Raw genomic sequence first — 21,239 nt, 5'->3', positions numbered from 1 at the left:
TCTGAACAATGAAAAAAAGTAAAAATATAATAGCGGTCTTTTTCATAGCCTTAGCATTTTCTTGTTCAAAAGATATTTTGGATAAGGAACCTCAAAGTGGCTTTTCGGCCCAAGGCTTTTATAAAACTTCTAGCGATGCACAAGCTGGGGTCAATGGTATATATGATGCCGTGCAATCGACTTTTTCCCTTAACTTTTCGTTCTGGGGAGAAGGTAGGGCAGATGCGGTTAACACCAATCATTCGGGAGACCCTTTGTTGCTTCAACAGAATACCTTGAACAAAACAATGAATTCTGCCCGATGGAACAATTTATACGAAACCATAAGTAGGGCCAATTACGCAATCAAATATGTGCCCTCCGTCTTTGAAGAAGATACGGAGTTCGGCCTACAATTGGTAGGTCAGGCGCGTGCTTTACGGGCGTTATCTTACTTTTATGCCGTTCGGGTTTGGGGCGATGTTCCGTTAATACTGGAGCCCTACGAAAGTGTAGAGCAAGAATTATTTATAGCTAAGACAGACAAAGATGTAGTTCTCGATCAAGTAATAGAAGATCTAATTTTCGCGAGCCAAAATTGTAGAGAGAGTTTTGGTGGTGAAAGAGATAGGTTGTTGATTACACAGGGCTCAGCCTATGGTCTGTTGACCCAGGTTTACATGTGGAGGGGCAATTATGAGGCGGCCATTGCCGCTGCCGATAAGGTTCTAAACAATAGTTTGTATTCATTGGTAAGCATTAACGATTGGTCGAAAATTTTCTCTACAGGGTTTTCCAATGAAAGTGTATTCGAAATTGGGTATGACGAGACCCAGACCAATAATCTTAGAATTCTTTACGCAATTGGTTCTGACAGTCACTTTTTTCCGAGTGAGAACTTTAGGGCTTCTTTTGAAGAAGATGATTTAAGACAAGATTTGATTTATGATGTAACGCAAGAAGAACCTAAGAAAATCTGGAAATTTTTCGGGCAAGGTTTTGATGATGAAAGTGCAGACCCATCGGCACAGAACATTGTTATGATTCGCTTGGCAGATATTATGCTTCTAAAGGCAGAGGCCCATAACCAGTTGGGGCAGGTAGCACAAGCTTTAAGCCTTTTAAATACAATTAGAAATAGGGCGGGCTTACCGGAATTGAATGAGGCCGAAGCTGTTGATATGTACGGTGATCTCGAATCGGCATTATTGCACGAACGATCTATCGAATTGTCTTTTGAAGGTCACCGATGGTTCGATCTGGTTAGAACAGGAAAGGCCGTTGAGGTTATGGGGCCCATTAACGGACTCGCAGATGAGGCCAATTTTGTATGGCCTATTCACGAAGATGCTTTGAATAGAAACCCTAATCTTGAGCAGAACGGTTTTTACTAGAATTAAATGCTATCCAATTAGAAAATATAGATTATGAAAAATGGTTTAATAACTTACAGTAAAATTTTGCTGCTTGCCGTAATCGCAATTGCGAGCATAAATTATGGTTGTGAAATTCAAGAAAACTTTGAATATCAAGAGGCGGGTGTAGAAGCACAGTTGGGTGTTTCTGCCTGGGACTATATTAAGGGCAGCGATTCTTTAAGAATATTCGAAAATGCCATAGAGCGTGCTGAACTTCAAAGTTTGTTTAGCGATAATGCCACCAGAACGTATATTGCACCTACAAATATGGCTTTTGAAGAGTTTCTTGCCACAAATGCATATGGTTCAATAAACGACGTTCCGTTACCCATTCTGCGAAACTTGATTAAATACCATATAGTTGATAAAAAGGTGGTCTTTACAGACCCAAATCTGTTTGAAAGCAATAAGCCGCTGCCCTACAATACCCAAAACGGTCAAATCATGTATTTGTCACATGACTCTAATTTTATCGGGTTGGTGAATCAAGGTACGGGCAAGCAATGGTCAATAACAAGTTCAAATCTTGAAACTTTAGATGATGCGGTACACGTCGTAGGATCAATCGTTTATTTTTCAGCTCCTCAGAACGATTTGAACGTGCCTGACCCGACCATAAAAACAGATACTATATTTCCTGTTGCGGATACCTATATAAACGGAGGAGCACAATCTGGCACTAATTTCGGATCGGATGCCTTGATTAAGGTCAAGAATGTGACTGGTGCAGGCGATTTTGACCGTAAAGGTTTTGTGATGTTCGATTTAAAAGATTTCGATGAGGAGGGTGTAATCACTGACATTCGCTTAGAGTTAGCGGTGAAATTCACCCATGCCAAAGGTGTGGCAATGAACATTTTTGCAACACCCGATACCCTTTGGACGGAAATGGGTCTAACCTTCGATAATGCGGTTTTTCCTGAGAACGATCCTATTGCCAGTATTACGACCACTAAGGTCAGCACTTTTGATTTTAATATCACCGACTATGTGACCGGGTTGGGTTCAGAGCAAAGAATATCGCTAATGATAGACGGGGAAGACGGCTCTGATGAAACCGATGAGATCGGTACAAAAGAAAACCCCGATTTCAACGCTCCGATGTTGATTGCGACTTTAGGGTCGGGCAACAGTTTTTTAAATATAGTCACGAACAACGGTTTTTTGGTAGACCAGGGCGAAGCATATGTTTGGAACGATTCGGTAGTTAAAATTGAAGGGGCCTCACCGGGTGATATCATATTTACGGTAGAGGAAATACCTGCCAACGGATGGCTTATTACTGGTGCGCAGACCCTACAGGTCGGTGATAAGTTTACCCAGCAAGACATTAATCTGATGAATGTACTATATATTAACGATGGTACAGGTGTAAGCGATAAAGTAGTGCTCTCAGCGAAGGATCGTGTAGGCTCAGAGGTAGAGCCCTTCGAAATCAACATAGCTATCAACTAATCGAAAGAATCAGTTTCAGAGGTAAAATAGTTGGTATGAGAAAAACTATGGGCAATGTCTTGTTGATGTTGATTTTTAGCAACTTTTTGGCTTGCAGTCAATCTGAAGACGAATCGGAACCTATAGTGCCAGATGCGAATAGGGTAATTTCATTTTCCGGTTTTGATTGGGTGGTACGAAATTCCGAAGAAGCTAAAGAAGGGCCGGGGCCAAATATTTTCTCAGACTCAGAACAAAATGTTTGGGTAGATGATCAAGGTAGGTTGCATTTGAAAATCACCAATCAAAATGGGGTTTGGCATTGCGCCGGGCTGGCCCTACATCGCTCTTATGGTTTTAATCGTTACGTGGTGTACATTTCTAGTAGGGTCGATCAATTAGATGATAATGTGGTCGCCGGAGTTTTTATCTATAACAATGACCAAGAAGAAATTGATATTGAATTTTCACGCTGGGCGGTAAAAGAAAATAGAAATGCTCAATTTGCAGTTCAACCTTCCGCTAGATCAACCAACAAATATCGCTTTGATTTGAATCTTCAAAATGACCTGTCGACTCATTTTATTGACTGGAAACCTGAAAGTATCAAGTTTGGCAGTTTTGCTGGGCATACCACCGATGTAGCTGCATTAAATCATTCGTGGATATACGAAGGGGATGATATACCACCCGATAACGAAGAGCGACTAAAAATCAATTTATGGCTTTTCAGGGGCAAACCTCCACTTCAAAATATAGAAGATGAAATTATTATCGACCGAATTGAAATTTTATAAATTTATGTGAATCAGCGTATTGTATTGCTTTGTGCTGAGGTAAGGAAAAATAAAATGGTGAGGATGACTCACCGTACAATTAAAAAAATGGAACAAAACCAGAACATTATTAATGTCAAGGCTACCGGAAAATTAGCTGGTGAGGCAGCGGGAAAGGATATAGAAGAATATATTTCTAAAATTCAAGGTAAACAAGATACGATACGTATCATATTTGCAGCAGCACCTTCTCAAACGGCCATGCTAGATTATATAGCAAAATCTACTATTATCGATTGGACGAAGATCGTGGCCTTTCATATGGATGAGTATATCGGGCTTCCTGTTGGAGCTGAACAGCATTTTGCTGAATATTTGAAAGCCAATCTTTTTTCAAAAGTACCTTTAAAGGCATATCATGTCTTGAATACTAAAGGCGATATTGATCAGCAAATGGCAGAATATACCAAATTGATTAACGAAGCACCCATCGATATTGTTTGTTTGGGTATTGGCGAGAACGGTCACATTGCTTTTAACGACCCTCCGGTTGCTGATTTTAATGACCCTGAAACGATAAAAGTTGTTGAGCTCGATAAAGAATGTAGAATTCAACAGGTGAACGATAAGTGCTTTTCTGAACTGAATAAAGTGCCTAAAAGTGCGTTGACTTTAACTATTCCTGCCTTGACAGGAGGTAAGAAGTTGTTCTGCGTTGTATTGGGTACAACCAAGAGTGAAGCCGTCAAGAATACATTAACTGGCAATATTTCGGAATCATGCCCTGCTTCCATATTGACATCGCACCCTGATTGCACTTTCTATTTTGACGAAAAAGCTTATCAAAAGGTAAAGCAGGTGTCTATTTAAGATACTACAAAAAACATCCATATGATTTTAAAAAGAGTGTATAGAATAATTTTTGTCCTCGTTTTATTTCTTAATATGCCCGCGGCAATGCAGGCTCAAGAAAATGCTGTGGAAGATAGTACAGACTTCGAGGTAAAGGGTTTTCATATCGACCTTCGCATACAGGTAATGACCCCAGAAGCACTTAAAGAGTTCGCAAAACAGCTTTCTGATTTTGGACTCAATACTTTGGTAATGGAGTGGGAAGGAACTTATCCCTTTGAAAAGCATCCAGCCATATCGAACAAGTATTCGTATTCACGTGAAGAAGTTGATGAATTTATCACCTATTGTGAAAGTTTGGGCATCAAGGTGATACCCTTGCAGCAGAGTTTGGGGCATGTCGAGTATATACTTAGAAATTCTAGATATAGTCTTTTAAAGGAAGATAGAAAAGATATCAGTCAGCTTTGCCCTATGGAGTCTGAAGCCAGCAAAGAACTGTTCACGGATCTGTTCACTGATTTGGCCAATACCCATAATTCCGACTACATACATATAGGAGGTGATGAGACTTACCTATTAGGTCATTGTTCTAAATGTCAAAAAAAGGTAGAAGAGTCGAGTAAGTCTAAGTTGTTCGTTGATCATATGAAAATGATTACTGAGTTGGTGATAGATCTTGATAAAAAACCGGTAATGTGGGCAGACATTATTCTCAAACATCCTGAAGCGGCATCTGAATTGCCAAAGGAAACCATTTTTGTCGATTGGAACTACGGCTGGAAAATAAACCACTTCGGTGATGTTCCCGGGTTACAGGAAAAAGGATTTACATTTTGGGGTTCGCCTGCGATTCGTTCACATCCTGACAATTGGTACGTTACAAATTGGCCGACCCATTTTAAGAATCAAGAAGAATTTATACCCTATGCTAGAAAAGCAGGTTATGAGGGCTTGGTCATGACTTCATGGTCAACTTCAGGCGTGTACGGTTTTACTTGGGATGTCGATTATGATGTAATGGGGATGGTTCAAATAAGAAACACCTACCCCATGTCGGGCTTTAGAATTCTAATAGCTAGTTACGCCGAAGCCCTAAAGCAGAAGAAACCGATTGATGCCAAGTCGTTTGTTGCGCAATACGGTAAAAATCGCTTTGGGTTAAACAAAGAACAAAGAGAAACACTCTGGAAGTTTTTCTCGGCCAAGCCTGAGTTGATAAAAAATGGAAAGCCGGTTTGGAGTGCAGATATCGACGAGATGTATTCGAATTATGAAGGCATAAGAAAAGCTATCAAAGAAATTGAACCAAAAGATAATGTGTCTGAATTCGAACATTACAAACTTATGGTCGACTTAAGAATGCACTACTTGAAATTTAAAGGGGTAGAAGCCGAATACAATCACAAAGATTTTTCTATAGAACAAACTCCTGAACTACTAAAAAAATTGGATGAAATTTTAGCCGAAGCTGAAAGTTTAAACAAACGATTTACTGCTTTAAATAGTGGGTTTCTATACGAAACCGAACTACAAGAACAGAACGAACTTCGGGTGCAACAAGTAAAGGTTCTGTACAATCGCCTGGCAAAAGTGAAGTAATTCTGGCGCAGTAGCCATCAAAAATTAACCGAAATACCTTTTTAATAAATGCAGTTACTCGATTGGTTTGTTCTATCTCTTTATTTTCTAATGCTTCTTGGTATTGGTCTTTGGGCCTATTTTCGGGTAAAAAGTTCGGCCGATTTCTATACAGCCGGAGGTAAGTTGCCATGGTGGCTATCAGGTATATCGCACCATGTTTCTGGGTATAGTGGTGCAGTTTTCGTTGCCTATGCGGGTATTGCCTACACCCATGGCTTTAGCCTTTATGTTTGGTGGGCCTTTACCGTGGCTTTGGCAACATTGATGGCGGCATTCTTTATTGCCCCTCGCTGGTCACGACTCAGAATTTTTTCTGGAATTCAATCCCCTACAGAATATTTATTAAAACGGTACAATTTACAGACCCAACAATTGATTGCTTGGGCCGGAGCGTTGATTAAGGTTTTTGATACCGGTGGAAAGTTGGCCGCAATAGCAGTATTGCTCAATGTGTTCAGTGGTACCTCTTTAACTTTTGGTATTATCTTGGTCGGGGTTATTTCTTTGATTTACATTACTATTGGTGGATTATGGGCCGATGTGTGGAACGACTTCGGGCAGTTCATTGTTCAGCTTCTTGCCGGTATGACCATGTTCGTTATGATTTTAATGAAGTTGGGTGATGGTGTCAATGGCATCTTTACCCTATGGGATAGATTACCACAAGAACATTCACAACTTTTTAATGAGCCCTATACACTGGGTTTTGTAATAGTTATATTGATCATAAACTTTTTCAGTTATAGTGGCGGAACTTGGAATTTGGCTACTCGATTCATTTCATCCGGTTCGGGTGAAGTTGCCAAAAAGGCTGCGATACTCTCATCCATTCTCTATTTTATTTGGCCCCTGATCCTGTTTTATCCCATGTTCGCATCACCCCTGTTTTTTGAAAATATGGCAGACCCCACTTTATCTTATGGTATGTTGGTCAAAGAATTTTTACCCTCAGGTTTGGTCGGTTTGGTTCTGGCCTCCCTATTTGCGAATACACTTTCGATGACGGCTTCTGATTCGAATACGGTTTCCGCCGTAATCAGTAGGGATATTTTACCAGTACTCAACCCAAAAATTAAGGAATATGACGACGTTAGGCGATTACGGTTGGCACGTATAACCACCTTTTGTTTTACGATATGTACAATCATAACCGCCTTGAACGCGAGTCATTTTGGTGGTGTTTTCGGACTCATAGTAAGTTGGTTCGCGGCATTGCTCGGCCCCATCTCGATACCGATGATATTGGGTCTTGTACCTGCCTTTGCCAAAAGCGACGGGCGAGCTGCCCTTATCTCGATTGTGGGAGGATTGTTAACTTTTATAGCGCTTAAAATTTTTCCTATAGATGTTTTTGCCCTCGAAATTGGCGGGCCTACCCTGGTTTCCTTTTTTCTTTACGTGATTTATGGCCTTTTTAACCGAAATCCGGTACCCGAAGTTGTGAAAGAACTTCATTTGAACTTAGACCAAAATCCAAAGACATAAAATTATGACTACCACTATAAAGGGAGCGAATTATAAAACGGGTGACTCTATCGAAGTACAGATAGTAGATAATTTGATTTCTCAAATTGTCGGGCATCCTTCAGAAAACAGTTCTCAAATCATTGCTCCCGGTTTGGTAGATCTTCAAGTTAACGGTTTTAAAGGAATCGATTTGAATAGCGGAGAATTGACCGAAGATGAAGTAATTCAAATCACACAATTTTTATGGGAAGAAGGTGTTACAGCATTTCTGCCGACACTGATAACCAACTCTTCAGCCAAAATAGAAAGTGCTATTGATGCCATAGTGCAAGCTTGTGATAAGAAGGTTCTAGTAGGTAAATCGATATTGGGTATACATCTCGAAGGGCCTTTTCTTTCTAAAGAAGATGGACCAAGAGGGGCACATCCAATGGAGCATATACAGAATCCCGATTGGCAACTTTTCAGTGAATGGCAAGAGCGTTCGGGAAATCGCATTAAAAAAATCACTTTGGCCCCAGAGCTGCCCGGGGCTGTTGAGTTTATTGGTAGATGTGCGGAAGTGGGAGTTCTTGTTTCTTTAGGGCATACAGCTGCCAGTCCGGAAAAAATTCAGGAAGCGGTAAAGGCGGGCGCTAAAATGTCTACGCACTTGGGTAATGCCGCTCACCTTAGTTTACCTCGACACCCCAATTATATTTGGGAGCAACTGGCCTCAGACGAACTGTGGATATCTTTGATTGCCGATGGTTTTCATCTTCCGGAATCCGTTATCAAAGTTTTCACCAAGGTCAAACCGAATACCAGCATCTTGGTAAGCGATAGTACAAAATTTGCGGGTCTATCAGCTGGCACCTACAGTTCTCACATTGGTGGCGACATTGAACTCAGCACAGAGGGGCGTCTTTTTATGAAGCGTTCGCCCGAATTGTTGGCCGGCTCCGCCCAATCACTTTTAGGGTGTGTCAACCACATGATGAAATCTGATTTGGCCAATCTGCCGACCGCTATAGATATGGCAAGTTTAAAACCTATGGAGCTAATGTCTGGCACTCTTCAGAAATTAAACTCAAAGAGTCCGACAGATATCGTGGTTTTCGAAAAGGGAAAATCGGGGCTAAGCGTAATCAAAACCTTTAAATCTGGGCAACTTGTCTTCACCAGATAGGTAGTATTCAAAATAATATTTCAAAAAAATAATTCATGAAGTTAGTTCATACTGTATTTCTCTTTTTTCTCCTCTTTTCGGCCTTCCATCCGGTCCATGCACAAGAGGTTCACGTGGTTCCTAGACCTAATTCAATTAGCTTTAACGAAGGGTCTTATGAGATTTCAAAAAATGTCACCATAAATGCATCGAATGAACTGAAGAGCGAAGCATTGCACTTGGCAGAGGTCTTAAAAAGTGGATTTGGCGTGGCACCAAAAATTCGTAAGAATCGAGGTGATATAGAATTAATAATCGACGTTTCGTTGTTCGATGAGTTGGGTGAAGAGGGGTATACCATGAATATTGACGATGACGGTATTTTAATTGAAGCTGCCGATGCTTCCGGAATTTTTTATGGCATTCAAACATTTAGACAGCTTTTGCCACCCGAATTTGAGTTTGGCGAAAGTAAAAATCCGGTAATACTACCGAAGCTAAAGATTGTAGATCGACCACGTTTTTCATGGCGCACTTTTATGTTAGATGAATCTCGACATTTTAAGGGTACGGCAACGGTAAAAAAGCTCTTGGACCAAATGGCTTTAGTGAAAATGAATATTTTTCACTGGCACTTGACCGACGATCAAGGGTGGCGTATAGAAATTAAAAAATACCCGAAACTGACTGAAATCGGTTCTAAAAGAAACGATACCCAGACAGCAAGAAAAAGCGATTTAAGAACAGGCGAACCACATGGTGGGTATTATACCCAAAAGGAAATTCGAGAAATCATCGATTATGCAAAAAAAAGGCATATTACGATAGTTCCTGAAATTGAAATGCCCGGTCATGCAATGGCGGCAGTCGCTTCATATAATTGGTTAGGTACTTTGGGTACAACGAAAGAAGTTTCTGAAACTTTTGGTAAAATGGATGATTCTTTTGACATCACAAATCCGAAAGTAGTACGGTTTTTAAAAGATGTTTTAGATGAGGTTATGAAACTTTTTCCGGGCTCAGTGATCCATATCGGAGGAGATGAAGTAAATTTTGAACCGTGGTTAAAAAACAAATCGATGGTCTCTTTCATGAAGGATAAGGATTTACAGTCACCGATGGATCTACAGATCAGTTTTACAAATGATATCTCGAATTATATTGATGAGGCCGGAAAACGAATGATGGGCTGGAACGAGATTATGGGTCACAATGTTCATGAAGATCGGGGCCATACTGCTGTAAATGCATCCGAGAAATTAGCCCCTTCTGCCATTGTTCATTTTTGGAAAGGAGATTTAGAGCTAGTGAATAGAGCTGTTGAAGACGGGTATGATGTGGTCAATTCTAACCATTGGGATACGTATCTTGATTACACCTATAAACGCTTACCACTTGAAAAGTCATACGCATTCGACCCGGTGCCAGAAGGATTAGAGGAGCAATACCACTCAAAAATCAAGGGTTTAGGTACTCAAATGTGGAGTGAATGGGTACCTACGGTTCAGAGTATGGAAAAACAAATCTTCCCGAGGTTGGCTGCATATTCCGAAGTAGGGTGGACGGTATTAAAGCAAAAGAGTTTTGTCGATTTTCAAAAAGCCTTGGCCGAATTAAAGACCATTTGGAAATTAGAGGGTATCGAATTCTACGAGAACCAGTAATGGTTCGACATCTTATATAACAATCTTAGTGAATGTGCATTTATTTGAAGGGTTAAATATGCATTTCTTGTGTAGTTACTTTTTGAAATCTATTTTTTTAGACTGATTTTATTTTCAAATTAAAAAATTAAACCTATTTGATTGATAAATCTATATTGATATTCGCTTTTAAGTGTCGTACTTCAATTTTAATAGCCTTCAATAGTATTTAGATTTTGCTTCTTTGAATTAGTTCTAAAAAATATATAAATGATTGTTTTTTAGGTTTTTGAGTATGTCTCTTTTGAATATGGTTAATCTTTTTAGGCCAAGTGTCAACCTCAATTTTAGGTCATTTTATAAAATGAAGCGAATGAGAGGTTGGCATAAAGTAGTTTTAGTAGGTAAATGAGAGGGTGCTCAACCCTTAAACTAACTTAAACTCAACTCACTTATGCGAAAGAAAATTTCGATGATTTTCCTGATGTCACTATGTGCACCATTTTTTGTTTTGGCACAAAGTAACATTACAGGAACAGTCACTGATGGCGAAACCGAAAGTCCCTTGCCAGGGGCAACAATCATCATTAAAGGAACAACTACCGGTGTCACCACTGATTTTGATGGCAAATACTCCATTGAAGCCGATATGGGTAGCGTCTTGGTTTTTTCATACATCGGTTTAAAATCAGTAGAAAGAGAGGTTACCTCAAACACGATTGATGTGACGCTACAGAATGATGTAGCTCAGCTAGATGAAGTAGTGATTATTGGGTATGGTTCTACCACCAAAAAAGATGCCACAGGTTCCGTGCAGTTATTAACATCCGAAGAACTGAATAAAGGTGCTATTACTACGGCGGATCAGATGATAACGGGCAAGTCTGCCGGTGTGCGTGTGGTGAATAACGGAGGTGACCCAGATGCAGGAATCAACATTAGAATTCGTGGGGGCTCATCATTGAATGCTAATAATAGTCCGCTTATAGTAATTGACGGTGTGCCGTTGTCTAACCAGAATCCCGCGGGGCAAGCAAACCCCTTAACTCTTATCAATCCGAACGATATTGAATCGTTTTCTGTTCTAAAAGATGCGTCTTCTACCGCTATTTATGGTTCTAGGGCATCTAACGGAGTAATTATCATTACGACCAAATCTGGTACGAAAGGTGCTCCGCAGTTTAATTTTTCATCAAATGTTCAGGTGGGTACCTTAAGTAGAAAGATAGATATTTTTGAATCTTCTGAGTATGTAAATTTTATTCAGAACACCTACCCTGATAGTTCGAACCTTCTAGGTCTCAACGGTACGATTTACGATACCAACTGGCAAGAAGAAATCTATAGAACTTCCTATACGCTGAACAACAACTTAACGGCAAGGGGCAATCTGTTTAATAAAATACCGATTAGGGCCTCTTTTGGCCATTCAGAGATAAACGGTATTCTTAAAGAATCTCAGCTTAATAGGTATACCGCATCGTTGAACATTTCTCCTGATTTCTTTGATCAGCACTTAAAGTTGACTATCAATGCCAAAGGAATTGCTACAGAGAAAGACCAACCAGATAGTGGGGCTATTGGTAGTGCCTTAACCGCGAATCCGACACTGCCCGTTTATGATCCTGAAGGAGGTATTTTCGGCGGCTTTTATCAACTGACCGATGACAGAGGTATCGTTGGGCCTTCTAATCCGCTTGCTTTGCTAAAACAGAGAGAACGTAATGAAGATGCCGACCGATTTATCGGAAATATGGAACTGCGATATAAAATTCACGGTTTTGAAGATTTAACCGCGGTTGTCAACACCGGTATCGATTACTCTGAATCAACTATTAACGAATATTTTTTGCCGGGGGCAGTGGCTTCGTACAGTATTTTCGAAGGTCTTCCGATTTTCAACAATTTCAGTGAAAACTACAGCGAAGATCAGATTAAAAGAGATCATTTATTAGACGCGTATTTGTCCTATGTGAAATTCTGGGATGGACCACTTCGAAAAATCGATGTTCAAGCTGGTTATGCATATCAAAATTTTACCACACAGGGTATAACCTACCCAACAACTACCGAGAATGGTTTTAGAGAGCCACAACAACCATTTAAATATTATACAGAACTTAATCTACAATCGTATTTCGCACGAACCAACCTTAACTTTTTTGATCGGTACTTGTTAACAGCGTCTTTAAGGGCAGATGGTTCTTCGTTATTTGCTAAAGACCAGCGCTGGGGATATTTTCCAGCAGCGGCGTTCGCTTGGAAACTTGATAGTGAAGATTTTCTGAAAGATGCTGAATGGTTAAGCCAATTAAAATTAAGGGTTGGTTGGGGCCTTACCGGCCAACAAGATATTACGGGTCCGGTAGGTTTTTATCCGAATACAGCATTATACGATGATGGCGACCCAACTGTAAGTTATATTTTCGGAGACCGAACCGTTACTACCTATAGAGCTAATGCTTTTAATCCAGATTTAACATGGGAAAAGACATCGACCTACAACATTGGTATCGACTTTGATTTATTCTCTAATATTCTAAGTGGAACAATTGATGCCTATACTAGAAATACGACCGATCTATTGGCTGAGGTACCACAATCGGAAGGTGCATTGCGAAATCGTTTTGTTAGTAATGTTGGTGAAACTGAGAGTAAAGGTTTTGAGACCGCTTTGCAATTTAGACCCGTACAAACTGAGATTTTCAATTTAGAATTTAACGGTAATGTCGCTTTCAATGAGACTTATATTAAAGATTTAGACAACATTACCCAGTTTTCGAGCGGAGGAGGAATAGGTCGTGGTACCGGCGTGAATATAGGGCAGACCGCCGTAGGTGAAAGAAATAGAACTTTCTGGCTGTACGAGCAAGTATACGGTGCCGATGGTTCGCCCATAGAAGATGCCTTTGTGGATCAAAATGGAGATGGTGTCATTTCAGATAGGGATCGCATTTTTATTCCTTTTGAGCCCAAATGGACCTATGGTTTTGGAACCTATATGCAATACAAGAACCTAGATTTGACCGCTAATTTTAGGGGGCAAATAGGAGGTGAAGTATACAATGGTAACCTTTTGAATAGAGGTTTTGCCGAATCGGTAATACCACTTACCGACACAGGTTTTATAAACAATGCCTTGAATTTGTATGACGGAACTCAATATAATGGGTTCCCTAATATTCCTTCAGATTTGCAGGCGTTATCAGATTTCTATCTTTCTGATGCTTCCTTTTTACGATTGGATAACATTACCCTTGGCTACAATCTAAAACCTTTTGATAATAAAAAAATCGGATTGCGAATCTATAGTTCGGCAAACAATGTGTTCGTAATTACCGATTATGATGGGTTAGACCCTGAGAATTTTGACGGAATTGAGGCATCACCATATGCTCGTCCACGAACATTTACAATGGGTCTCAACCTTGATTTTTAAAAAATACTGCGATGATAAAAAATATATTATTTACCATACTTGCTGTAACACTACTAGTAAGTTGTACTGACGATTTAGATACAGAACCTAGAATTGAGCAAAGTCTAGACAATCTTTTGGATTCTGACCCTAACGCAACCTTAGGAATTCTAGGAAAATTATACGGAGGCCTAGCTCTACATGGTATTGGAATACCCGGTGGTGATAATCAACAGGCTGATATTGCAGGTGATGACCCTGGGGAAACGGTTTTCTTTAGAAGCATGTGGAACATGCAAGAACTAACTACCGATATTGCTAAAAATAGATGGGGTGATGGAGGGTTGGATCCTTTGACAACGGCATCTGATTGGTCACCGACCAACAAGTTTTTCGGTTATCTCTACAACAGAAGCTATTTCAATATTGCACAGACCAACAATTTTATATTGGATGTGCAAAAAGCCGATGAGCCAGAAGCAGAACTGTTTGTAGCGGAAGCCCGTTTTTTAAGGGCCTTGTACTACTATTATTTGATGGATATGTTCGGGGGTGTGGTCATCGTAACCGAAGATGATGGCGTAACGGGTGTTCGTAGACCTAAAAATACACGTACAGAGGTATTTGAATTTATAGAAAGTGAACTCTTGGCAATTGAAGAATCGATTATTGCCGTAAACGAATATGGTAGGGCAAACAAGGCCGCTGTTCATTTTCTTCTGGCAAAAATTTATTTGAATGCTGAGGTTTATACAGGTACGGGTAGATATGCAGATGCGTTAACCTATAGTGAAAAAGTTATAGCTGAATCTTCTTTTACCCTAGATGACGACTATCAATCTATTTTTCAAGGTGATAACCACACTTCTACCGAAATAATTTTTCCGATCGTAGCAGATAGAAATTCAGTACAGAGTTTTGGTACATCAACATACCTCACAAATGGTAGTTTGGGAGATACCACCATGCCCATCTCTGAATTCGGAAATTCTGAAAGCTGGTTCGGTCACCGTTGTACCCCTGCTGTCTATGGTTTGTTTGGTGATTTGGAAACTACGAACGATGGTCGTGCCCTATTTTGGACAGAAGGCCATACCTATGAAATGACCGATTATAGAACCTGGGAAAACGGCTACCCCACCATTAAGTTTCAAAATCAATATGCTACCGGCAATTCTGGTGAAAGCAACTTTTCAGATACAGATATTCCCTTGTTTAGGTTGTCTGATGCTTATTTAATGTATGCCGAGGCCTTCTTTAGAGGTGGAGGCGGTTCTGCAACGCAGGCGGTAGATTATATAAATGCATTGAGGCAAAGGGCATTTGGTGATACGAGTGGAAATATCGTAGAGGCTGACATTACCGAACAATTTCTAATTGATGAAAGAGCAAGAGAATTGTATTATGAAGGACATAGACGACAAGACTTAATTCGCTTCAACCGCTTCACAGGGGGTGGGTATTTATGGCCTTGGAAGGGTAATGTTCTAGAAGGCACCGCAATCCCCGAACATTATAATTTATTCCCGTTTCCATTGGAAGCCTTGCAGGCGAACCCATTGCTTGAACAAAACCCTGGCTATACCAACTAAAAAATTAAAGAGATGAAGAAAAATTTAATATACATCTATTCCTTTTTCGTAGCAATGGCCTTTTTACTGGGGAGTTGTAGCGATGATGATGAGAATATAAAGGTCAGTGATATGACCAGTACCCAACTGACCCTGTCTTCTTCAGATGCGTTGGTATTGTCACGAGATATAATAGGAGAGACCGTACTATCTTTAAATTGGACCGTACCAGATTTTGGTTTTGAAGGCGCAGTGCCAACCTATAATGTGGTTTTGGGGGTAGAAGGAGCCTCTGAAGCGACACCAAAAACAGTAAGCGTTGGTAATAATCTTACGAAAGATTTTGTCGCAGAAGAATTGAATGAAGCTTTGAATGATGCCGGTGCCCTTTCAGGGTTGGAGAACCAAATCAACATTTGGGTAGAAGCTGTATTAGGTAAAGAGGTCGTCACCACTTCTGAGGTTCAATCGCTGACCATTACAGCTTACGCAACTACTTTTGATTTAAACTCACCTTGGGGTCTGGTTGGGTCTGCCGCACCGAATGGCTGGGATGGGCCGGATATTCCGGTATACAGCACGGCTGTAGCTAATGAATTTGTTGCTTATGCTACCCTTGTTGATGGTGAACTAAAAATACGTCAAGATAATGATTGGGCGGTGAACTACGGTGATACCGGTGCAGATGGTTCTATAGACGAAGGTGGTGATAACATCGTGGTAACTGCGGGTACCTATAAAATAATATTCAGTTTAAATGATTTTTCCTATTCCATTGAACCCTTCACTTGGGGTATAGTGGGTGATGCTACACCTAATGGTTGGGATGGCCCCGACGTGCCGTTATCTTACGATCCTACCTCTGATCAATGGAGGGCGACAATAACATTGAACACAGGTGAAATAAAATTTAGGCAGAACAATGAATGGACAATAGGCTATGGCGATGCCGAATCAGATGGTATTTTGGAGCAAGACGGAGGTAATATTGCCGTTGAAGCAGGAAACTATTTGGTTTCAGTTGATTTTAATAACAGGTTATATACCATTGAGCCTATTGACATTTGGGGTCTGGCAGGAGATGCCGCACCGAATGGATGGGATGGTCCGAATTTACAGTTCACACCAGATTATGCGAACGAGGGTGTATGGGTCTTGAAGAAGGTAGAGCTGTTAGATGGTGAAATCAAGTTTAGAACCAACAATGCGTGGGATTTTAATTATGGTGATGATGGGGAAGATGGTACGCTTGAAGTTGAAGGCGCTAATATTCCCGTTAGTGCCGGTATTTATACCATTACGTTATTCTTGGCAGATACCGAAAATCCAACCTACACTATTGAATAAACAAGATGAACATGAAAATATATAACTATATAAAACTGGGTCTAGGGTCGTTGATCATGCTAATTACGGCCTGTACCAATGATGATTTTACTCCTCTTAGAGTCTCGCAAAGCAATAATGCGGAAGATTCTCCTACCGGCTCGGCACAGGCTAGAGCAAATGTGCTTTTGCCCGGTAGCGGTGTAATGATGCAAGCCTTCTATTGGGATGTTACAGAAGGAGGCATTTGGTGGAACAATATCGAATCTAAACTAGATAGTTGGGCCGCAAATGGGGTCGATGCTATATGGATTCCCCCAATCTCCAAAGGACAAAGCGGTGGTTTTTCCATGGGCTACGATCCGGCAGATTATTTTGATTTTGGCGACTTTCAACAGCATGGTACTGTAGAGACGCGCTTCGGTAATCGAGAAGAATTAGAGAAAATGATAGGTACGGCGCATGAGAATGATATTGCGGTGATTGCAGATATAGTGATCAATCACAATTCTGGGGGTGCGTTAGAATACAATGAGTTTAGGCAGATAGAAACTTATACCCTGTTCGAGCCGGCTTCCGGTCTTTTCAACAGAACTTGGCTAAATTATTTGCCCAACGCGGAGAATCTAGAGGATGAAGGTAGGTTTGGCGGCTTTCCCGATTTAGACTTGAAGAATGATTATGTGATAGATTGGTTATGGCGTTCTGAAGAATCAGTAGCCAGTTTTTACATGAATACGCTTAATATTGATGGGTGGCGATTCGATTATGTAAAAGGTTTTTCTCCGGATGTGGTTAAACAATGGATTGGTAGCGTAGGGGGGTATAGCGTTGGTGAGAATTTTGATGGAAACGTTACAGATGTTGTCGGTCCGTGGGTAGAAGCCTCAGGGGCTAATGCGTTCGATTTTCCCAACTTCTTTAATATGCGCAATGCATTTTTAAATGGAAACTTAAATGAATTGACAAAGCCAAGTTTACTATCGACCATGCCGGAAAAGGCAGTCACTTTTGTTGGCAATCATGATACGGAATCAAGAGATGGTAGTAACGAATTCCCTAATGAATTTGAGACGCATGCCTATGCTTATATTATGAGTGCTCCAGGATATCCTTGTGTGTTTTATTCCCATTATGAAGATAGCGGCGATGAGCAAAAAGAAAAAATCAATCAACTGATTCAGATTCGTTCGCAACTAGCAGCAGGAGATTGGTCGGTAAACTTTGTAAACAATCAAGAATTTATAGCTACTAGAGGCGGAGACGATGAAAAACCCGGTTTGGTTCTTTACATTAATTTGACCGATCAAGAAGTCTCTCGAGAAGTTCAAACCCATTGGAACAGTTCAAATATTAAAGATTATACAGAAAAGTATAACCTTTTTCAAAATTCTGATGCGAACGGATTAGTAGTTTTAAAAGCACCGGCAATGGGTTATACTATTTGGGCGGCTACCGACGATGAGCAAGTGGCTTTTTCTGACATATTGTATGTACCTGGAGGTCACCAAGGCTGGGATCCTAATACCGCACCAAAACTAGATGCGTTTGAAACTCCGAATTTAGCGGGCACCTATAAAGGTCATGTAAGTCTTACAGGCGAAATAAATGAATTTAAATTTACTGATGCTCCAAATTGGAACAATGGTATTTACGGCGATGAGGGTGAAGGCACAGCTGGTGTGCTTGCAGCTCCTGGTAATAGTGTGGTACTGCCCGGTCCTTTGGACTATGAAATTAATGTTGATTTGGTGAATAATACCTGGTCTGCCAATACATGGGCCATCATCGGGTCAGGAACACCAAATGGATGGGATGACCCAGATACCGATATGAACTATGATTTTGACAGAAATGTATGGACGATTACTACCAATCTGACCGATGGGGAATTAAAGTTCAGAGCCAATAACGGATGGGATATAAACCTTGGCGGTACCGGTGCCGAAGGTGATTTAAGTGATGGAGGAGATAACATTGCTGTGACCGCAGGTAGTTATCAGATAGATTTAGACGTGACCAACAAGACATTTAACCTTGGCAATTGGGGTATAATTGGCTCTGCAACACCAAACGGTGGGGACGACCCAGATACTGATATGGGGTATGATATGACCAATGAGGTATGGACTATAACTATTGATTTGGTGCCCGGGGAAATGAAATTTAGGTTTAATGATGCGTGGAATGTTAACTTAGGTGATGCCGGTGCAGGTAGTTCGTTAGAACAAGATGGTGATAATATAATGATTACAACAGCGGGAAATTATACGATTACTTTAGATGTGGTGAGAAATATATATAGTATCAATAGCAATTAAAATGTTGGTTTAGTTGGTTTATTTAGTAGTAAGGGTTGCCATTTGGTGGCCCTTTCTCATTATATAATTCTCAAAATATAATCTCGGGTTAAGTTTCTTGTGAATATAGAATCTCTTTTCCAAAAGAGCTGAGTGTCAATGACTAGGTAGAATTTTAGTGATAACAACAATAAAGAATTTAATTGTTTCTTTCGAACAGTAGGTTCTTAGTAGTTTTGTCTTGGTTGGCCTGTGTTCGATGAACCGGTCATCAAATGTTTTAGGTGATATGAGTTTTAATAAGCTGCTTGGGCAAATTTTTACAAAAGTCAATAATTTCAGATTTTTTTTGGTTGTCATACTCTGTCTATATGCCAGCGGCTCGTTGGCCCAGACCAGTTTTGTATTAGACTATGTGCCAGAAGATACCCATACTTCAGATGAGCTTTATTTAACAGGCACTTTCAATAATTGGGATCCTGCAGATATAAACTACAGGTTTGTGAGAAAAATTGATGGAACTTACGAGTTGAGAAACAAGTTCTTCAATGGCTCTTGGATATCTTATAAAATTACCCGCGGCAGTTGGTCAACCGTAGAAGTTCAAAAAGACGGAACACCGTTAATGGTAAGAAAACACTCCTTTAACAGTACTGCAGAAGAAACATTGGTCTTACAGGTGGCGGGTTGGTCAGACATTTTAGATCTTCAATCCGAACAGAAAAAGATTGCGATTGTACTGAGCGATATACCTAGAAACACCCCGCCTAATTCTTCATTCTATGTATGCGGTAATTTTAATGGTTGGGTACCGGGTGATCAACGCTACAAAATGAAGCAGCTTGCCGACGAAACCTATCAAGTTGAGGTTCCTGTTTTTGAAGAACCGCTTGAATATAAATTTACACGGGGCAATTGGCTTACGGTTGAGGGAAACAGTTATGGCAGGCCTAGGCCCAATCGTTTATTGAGCAGTAGAGAAATCAATCGAAACCAACCTATAAAAAATTCGATAACTTATTGGGAAGACCAATCTTATGGTATTTTTAACCCCTATACCCTGCTTTTAGTACTTACCGCTTTACAAGGGTTTTTTCTCATATTCATTATTAATTCAAATAAGAACAATAACAAATGGGCAAATCAGGCCCTGAGTGTTCTCATTTTTATTATCTCGTTGACCTTAATAGCTAGAGTAGTCATCTATGATCGTATAATTTATACTGATTATCCAAGGCTGTCGCTGCTGACCGATTTTATATTTTTCTTGTACGGGCCAATTTTGCTCATTTATATTAAAAGGTTATTACATCATAGTAAAAAGTCATTTCTGACCTTTTGGCCGCATTTCGTGCCTTTTTTGGTTCAAGTGGTCATTTACATCAGCTTTTCCTTTAAACCTACGCATACATTTATCGAGCAAAATTTATTTCAATCTTTAGACTCGCCCCCATATGCTATTTATGAAGTAATCGTACTGGTGGCTTTGGTGTTCAATATTTGGTATTGGTTTAGGATCAAGGCGATAATCAAAAGATATTTTGAAAATATAGAACTTAATTATTCCACTGACCAAAATATCAAGTACTTGAATATTATAATGATGGTACTTGGGGTGTGTCTTGTGCTATGGTCGGTTATTGTTGTTGTCGATGTTTATGGTACATATAGTGCTAATCCGGTAAACCATACTGTGAATTTGTTGATTGATGTTATATGGATTGTTTTTTCGGTTGTGGTCTACTTGCTTGGATATTTTGCTATAAAGCAACCGGAAATTTTTAGAATGGCCACTATAGAAGAAGAAGAGGAAAAATCGGAAGTAGACCGCCCGCAAATCGATACTAATGAATTGGAAGAGTTGAAAGAGGCATTGCACGTAATGATGACACAAGATCAGGTATACCTGAATCCGCAGCTAAGCTTACCCGAACTGGCCGAAAAAATGGAAACTAATGTGCACACCTTATCTAAGACCATCAATGCAGGCTACACTAAAAATTTCAGAGATTTTGTAAACCATTATAGAATTCAAGATTTTATAGAAAGGGCGCAAGAAGAGAAATACAAGAACCAGACTTTCTTGGCCATAGCTTTGGCGGTAGGCTTTAATTCCAAATCATCTTTTAACCGTTCGTTTAAAAAGGTTACCAATAAATCTCCCAGAGAATATTTCAATGATTTGAGAGAGAGCTAGTCAAAAGGCTTAAAAGAGTGGCATAACATTAAATATATAGATCAAATTATAATTTAAGTCGAACCAG

The 21,239-nt window shown here is 40.1% G+C and carries 13 protein-coding genes; all 13 read left to right on the top strand.

The genetic code is table 11. The features are described 5' to 3' along the window. Window positions 1–8 precede the first annotated feature (8 nt). The 13 genes from IV512_RS15675 to IV512_RS15615 all read left to right on the top strand — a co-directional run bounded on the left by IV512_RS15675 (window position 9) and on the right by IV512_RS15615 (window position 21,172). Entirely contained in the window at window positions 9–1,373 is a 1,365-nt protein-coding gene (locus IV512_RS15675) for a RagB/SusD family nutrient uptake outer membrane protein (protein WP_209405036.1), read from the top strand. A gap of 33 nt (window positions 1,374–1,406) precedes the next feature. After that, the gene (locus IV512_RS15670; RefSeq protein WP_209405034.1) at window positions 1,407–2,852 is read left to right on the top strand and encodes a DNRLRE domain-containing protein; all 1,446 of its coding nucleotides are present in this window, start codon (window positions 1,407–1,409) and stop codon (window positions 2,850–2,852) included. A gap of 35 nt (window positions 2,853–2,887) precedes the next feature. After that, window positions 2,888–3,628, top strand: a complete 741-nt coding sequence (locus tag IV512_RS15665) for a family 16 glycosylhydrolase (protein WP_209405032.1) — start codon at window positions 2,888–2,890, stop codon at window positions 3,626–3,628. Window positions 3,629–3,691: 63 nt separating this feature from the next. Then, window positions 3,692–4,477, top strand: coding sequence for a 6-phosphogluconolactonase (locus tag IV512_RS15660; RefSeq protein ID WP_209405030.1), 786 nt, complete (start codon window positions 3,692–3,694; stop codon window positions 4,475–4,477). A 21-nt stretch (window positions 4,478–4,498) separates the two neighbouring features. Further along, complete coding sequence (locus IV512_RS15655; RefSeq protein ID WP_209405028.1) at window positions 4,499–6,061, top strand: family 20 glycosylhydrolase; 1,563 nt, start codon at window positions 4,499–4,501, stop codon at window positions 6,059–6,061. A 48-nt stretch (window positions 6,062–6,109) separates the two neighbouring features. After that, the gene (locus IV512_RS15650; RefSeq protein WP_209405026.1) at window positions 6,110–7,588 is read left to right on the top strand and encodes a sodium:solute symporter family protein; all 1,479 of its coding nucleotides are present in this window, start codon (window positions 6,110–6,112) and stop codon (window positions 7,586–7,588) included. 4 nt (window positions 7,589–7,592) lie between these two features. Further along, window positions 7,593–8,738, top strand: a complete 1,146-nt coding sequence (locus IV512_RS15645; protein ID WP_209405024.1) for an N-acetylglucosamine-6-phosphate deacetylase — start codon at window positions 7,593–7,595, stop codon at window positions 8,736–8,738. A gap of 35 nt (window positions 8,739–8,773) precedes the next feature. Next, the gene (locus IV512_RS15640) at window positions 8,774–10,381 is read left to right on the top strand and encodes a beta-N-acetylhexosaminidase (protein WP_209405022.1); all 1,608 of its coding nucleotides are present in this window, start codon (window positions 8,774–8,776) and stop codon (window positions 10,379–10,381) included. A gap of 433 nt (window positions 10,382–10,814) precedes the next feature. Continuing rightward, window positions 10,815–13,799: a TonB-dependent receptor gene (locus tag IV512_RS15635; RefSeq protein ID WP_209405020.1), complete on the top strand. Its 2,985-nt coding sequence runs from the start codon at window positions 10,815–10,817 to the stop codon at window positions 13,797–13,799. 11 nt (window positions 13,800–13,810) lie between these two features. Beyond that, a complete protein-coding gene (locus IV512_RS15630) occupies window positions 13,811–15,370 on the top strand; it encodes a RagB/SusD family nutrient uptake outer membrane protein (protein WP_209405018.1) in 1,560 nt (519 codons plus the stop codon). Window positions 15,371–15,382: 12 nt separating this feature from the next. Then, window positions 15,383–16,696, top strand: a complete 1,314-nt coding sequence (locus IV512_RS15625) for a SusF/SusE family outer membrane protein (protein WP_209405016.1) — start codon at window positions 15,383–15,385, stop codon at window positions 16,694–16,696. Between the two features lie 11 nt (window positions 16,697–16,707). Continuing rightward, window positions 16,708–18,996 carry an alpha-amylase domain-containing protein gene (locus IV512_RS15620; RefSeq protein WP_209405014.1) on the top strand — a complete coding sequence of 763 codons (2,289 nt, stop codon included), beginning with the start codon at window positions 16,708–16,710 and terminating at the stop codon, window positions 18,994–18,996. A gap of 268 nt (window positions 18,997–19,264) precedes the next feature. Continuing rightward, entirely contained in the window at window positions 19,265–21,172 is a 1,908-nt protein-coding gene (locus IV512_RS15615; protein WP_209405012.1) for a helix-turn-helix domain-containing protein, read from the top strand. Window positions 21,173–21,239: the final 67 nt, after the last annotated feature.

The sequence above is a fragment of the Pseudozobellia sp. WGM2 genome (assembly GCF_017810075.1).
In the GTDB taxonomy this organism is placed as follows: Bacteria; Bacteroidota; Bacteroidia; order Flavobacteriales; family Flavobacteriaceae; genus JADNYK01.
This window is presented reverse-complemented; position numbering and strand designations above follow the sequence as displayed.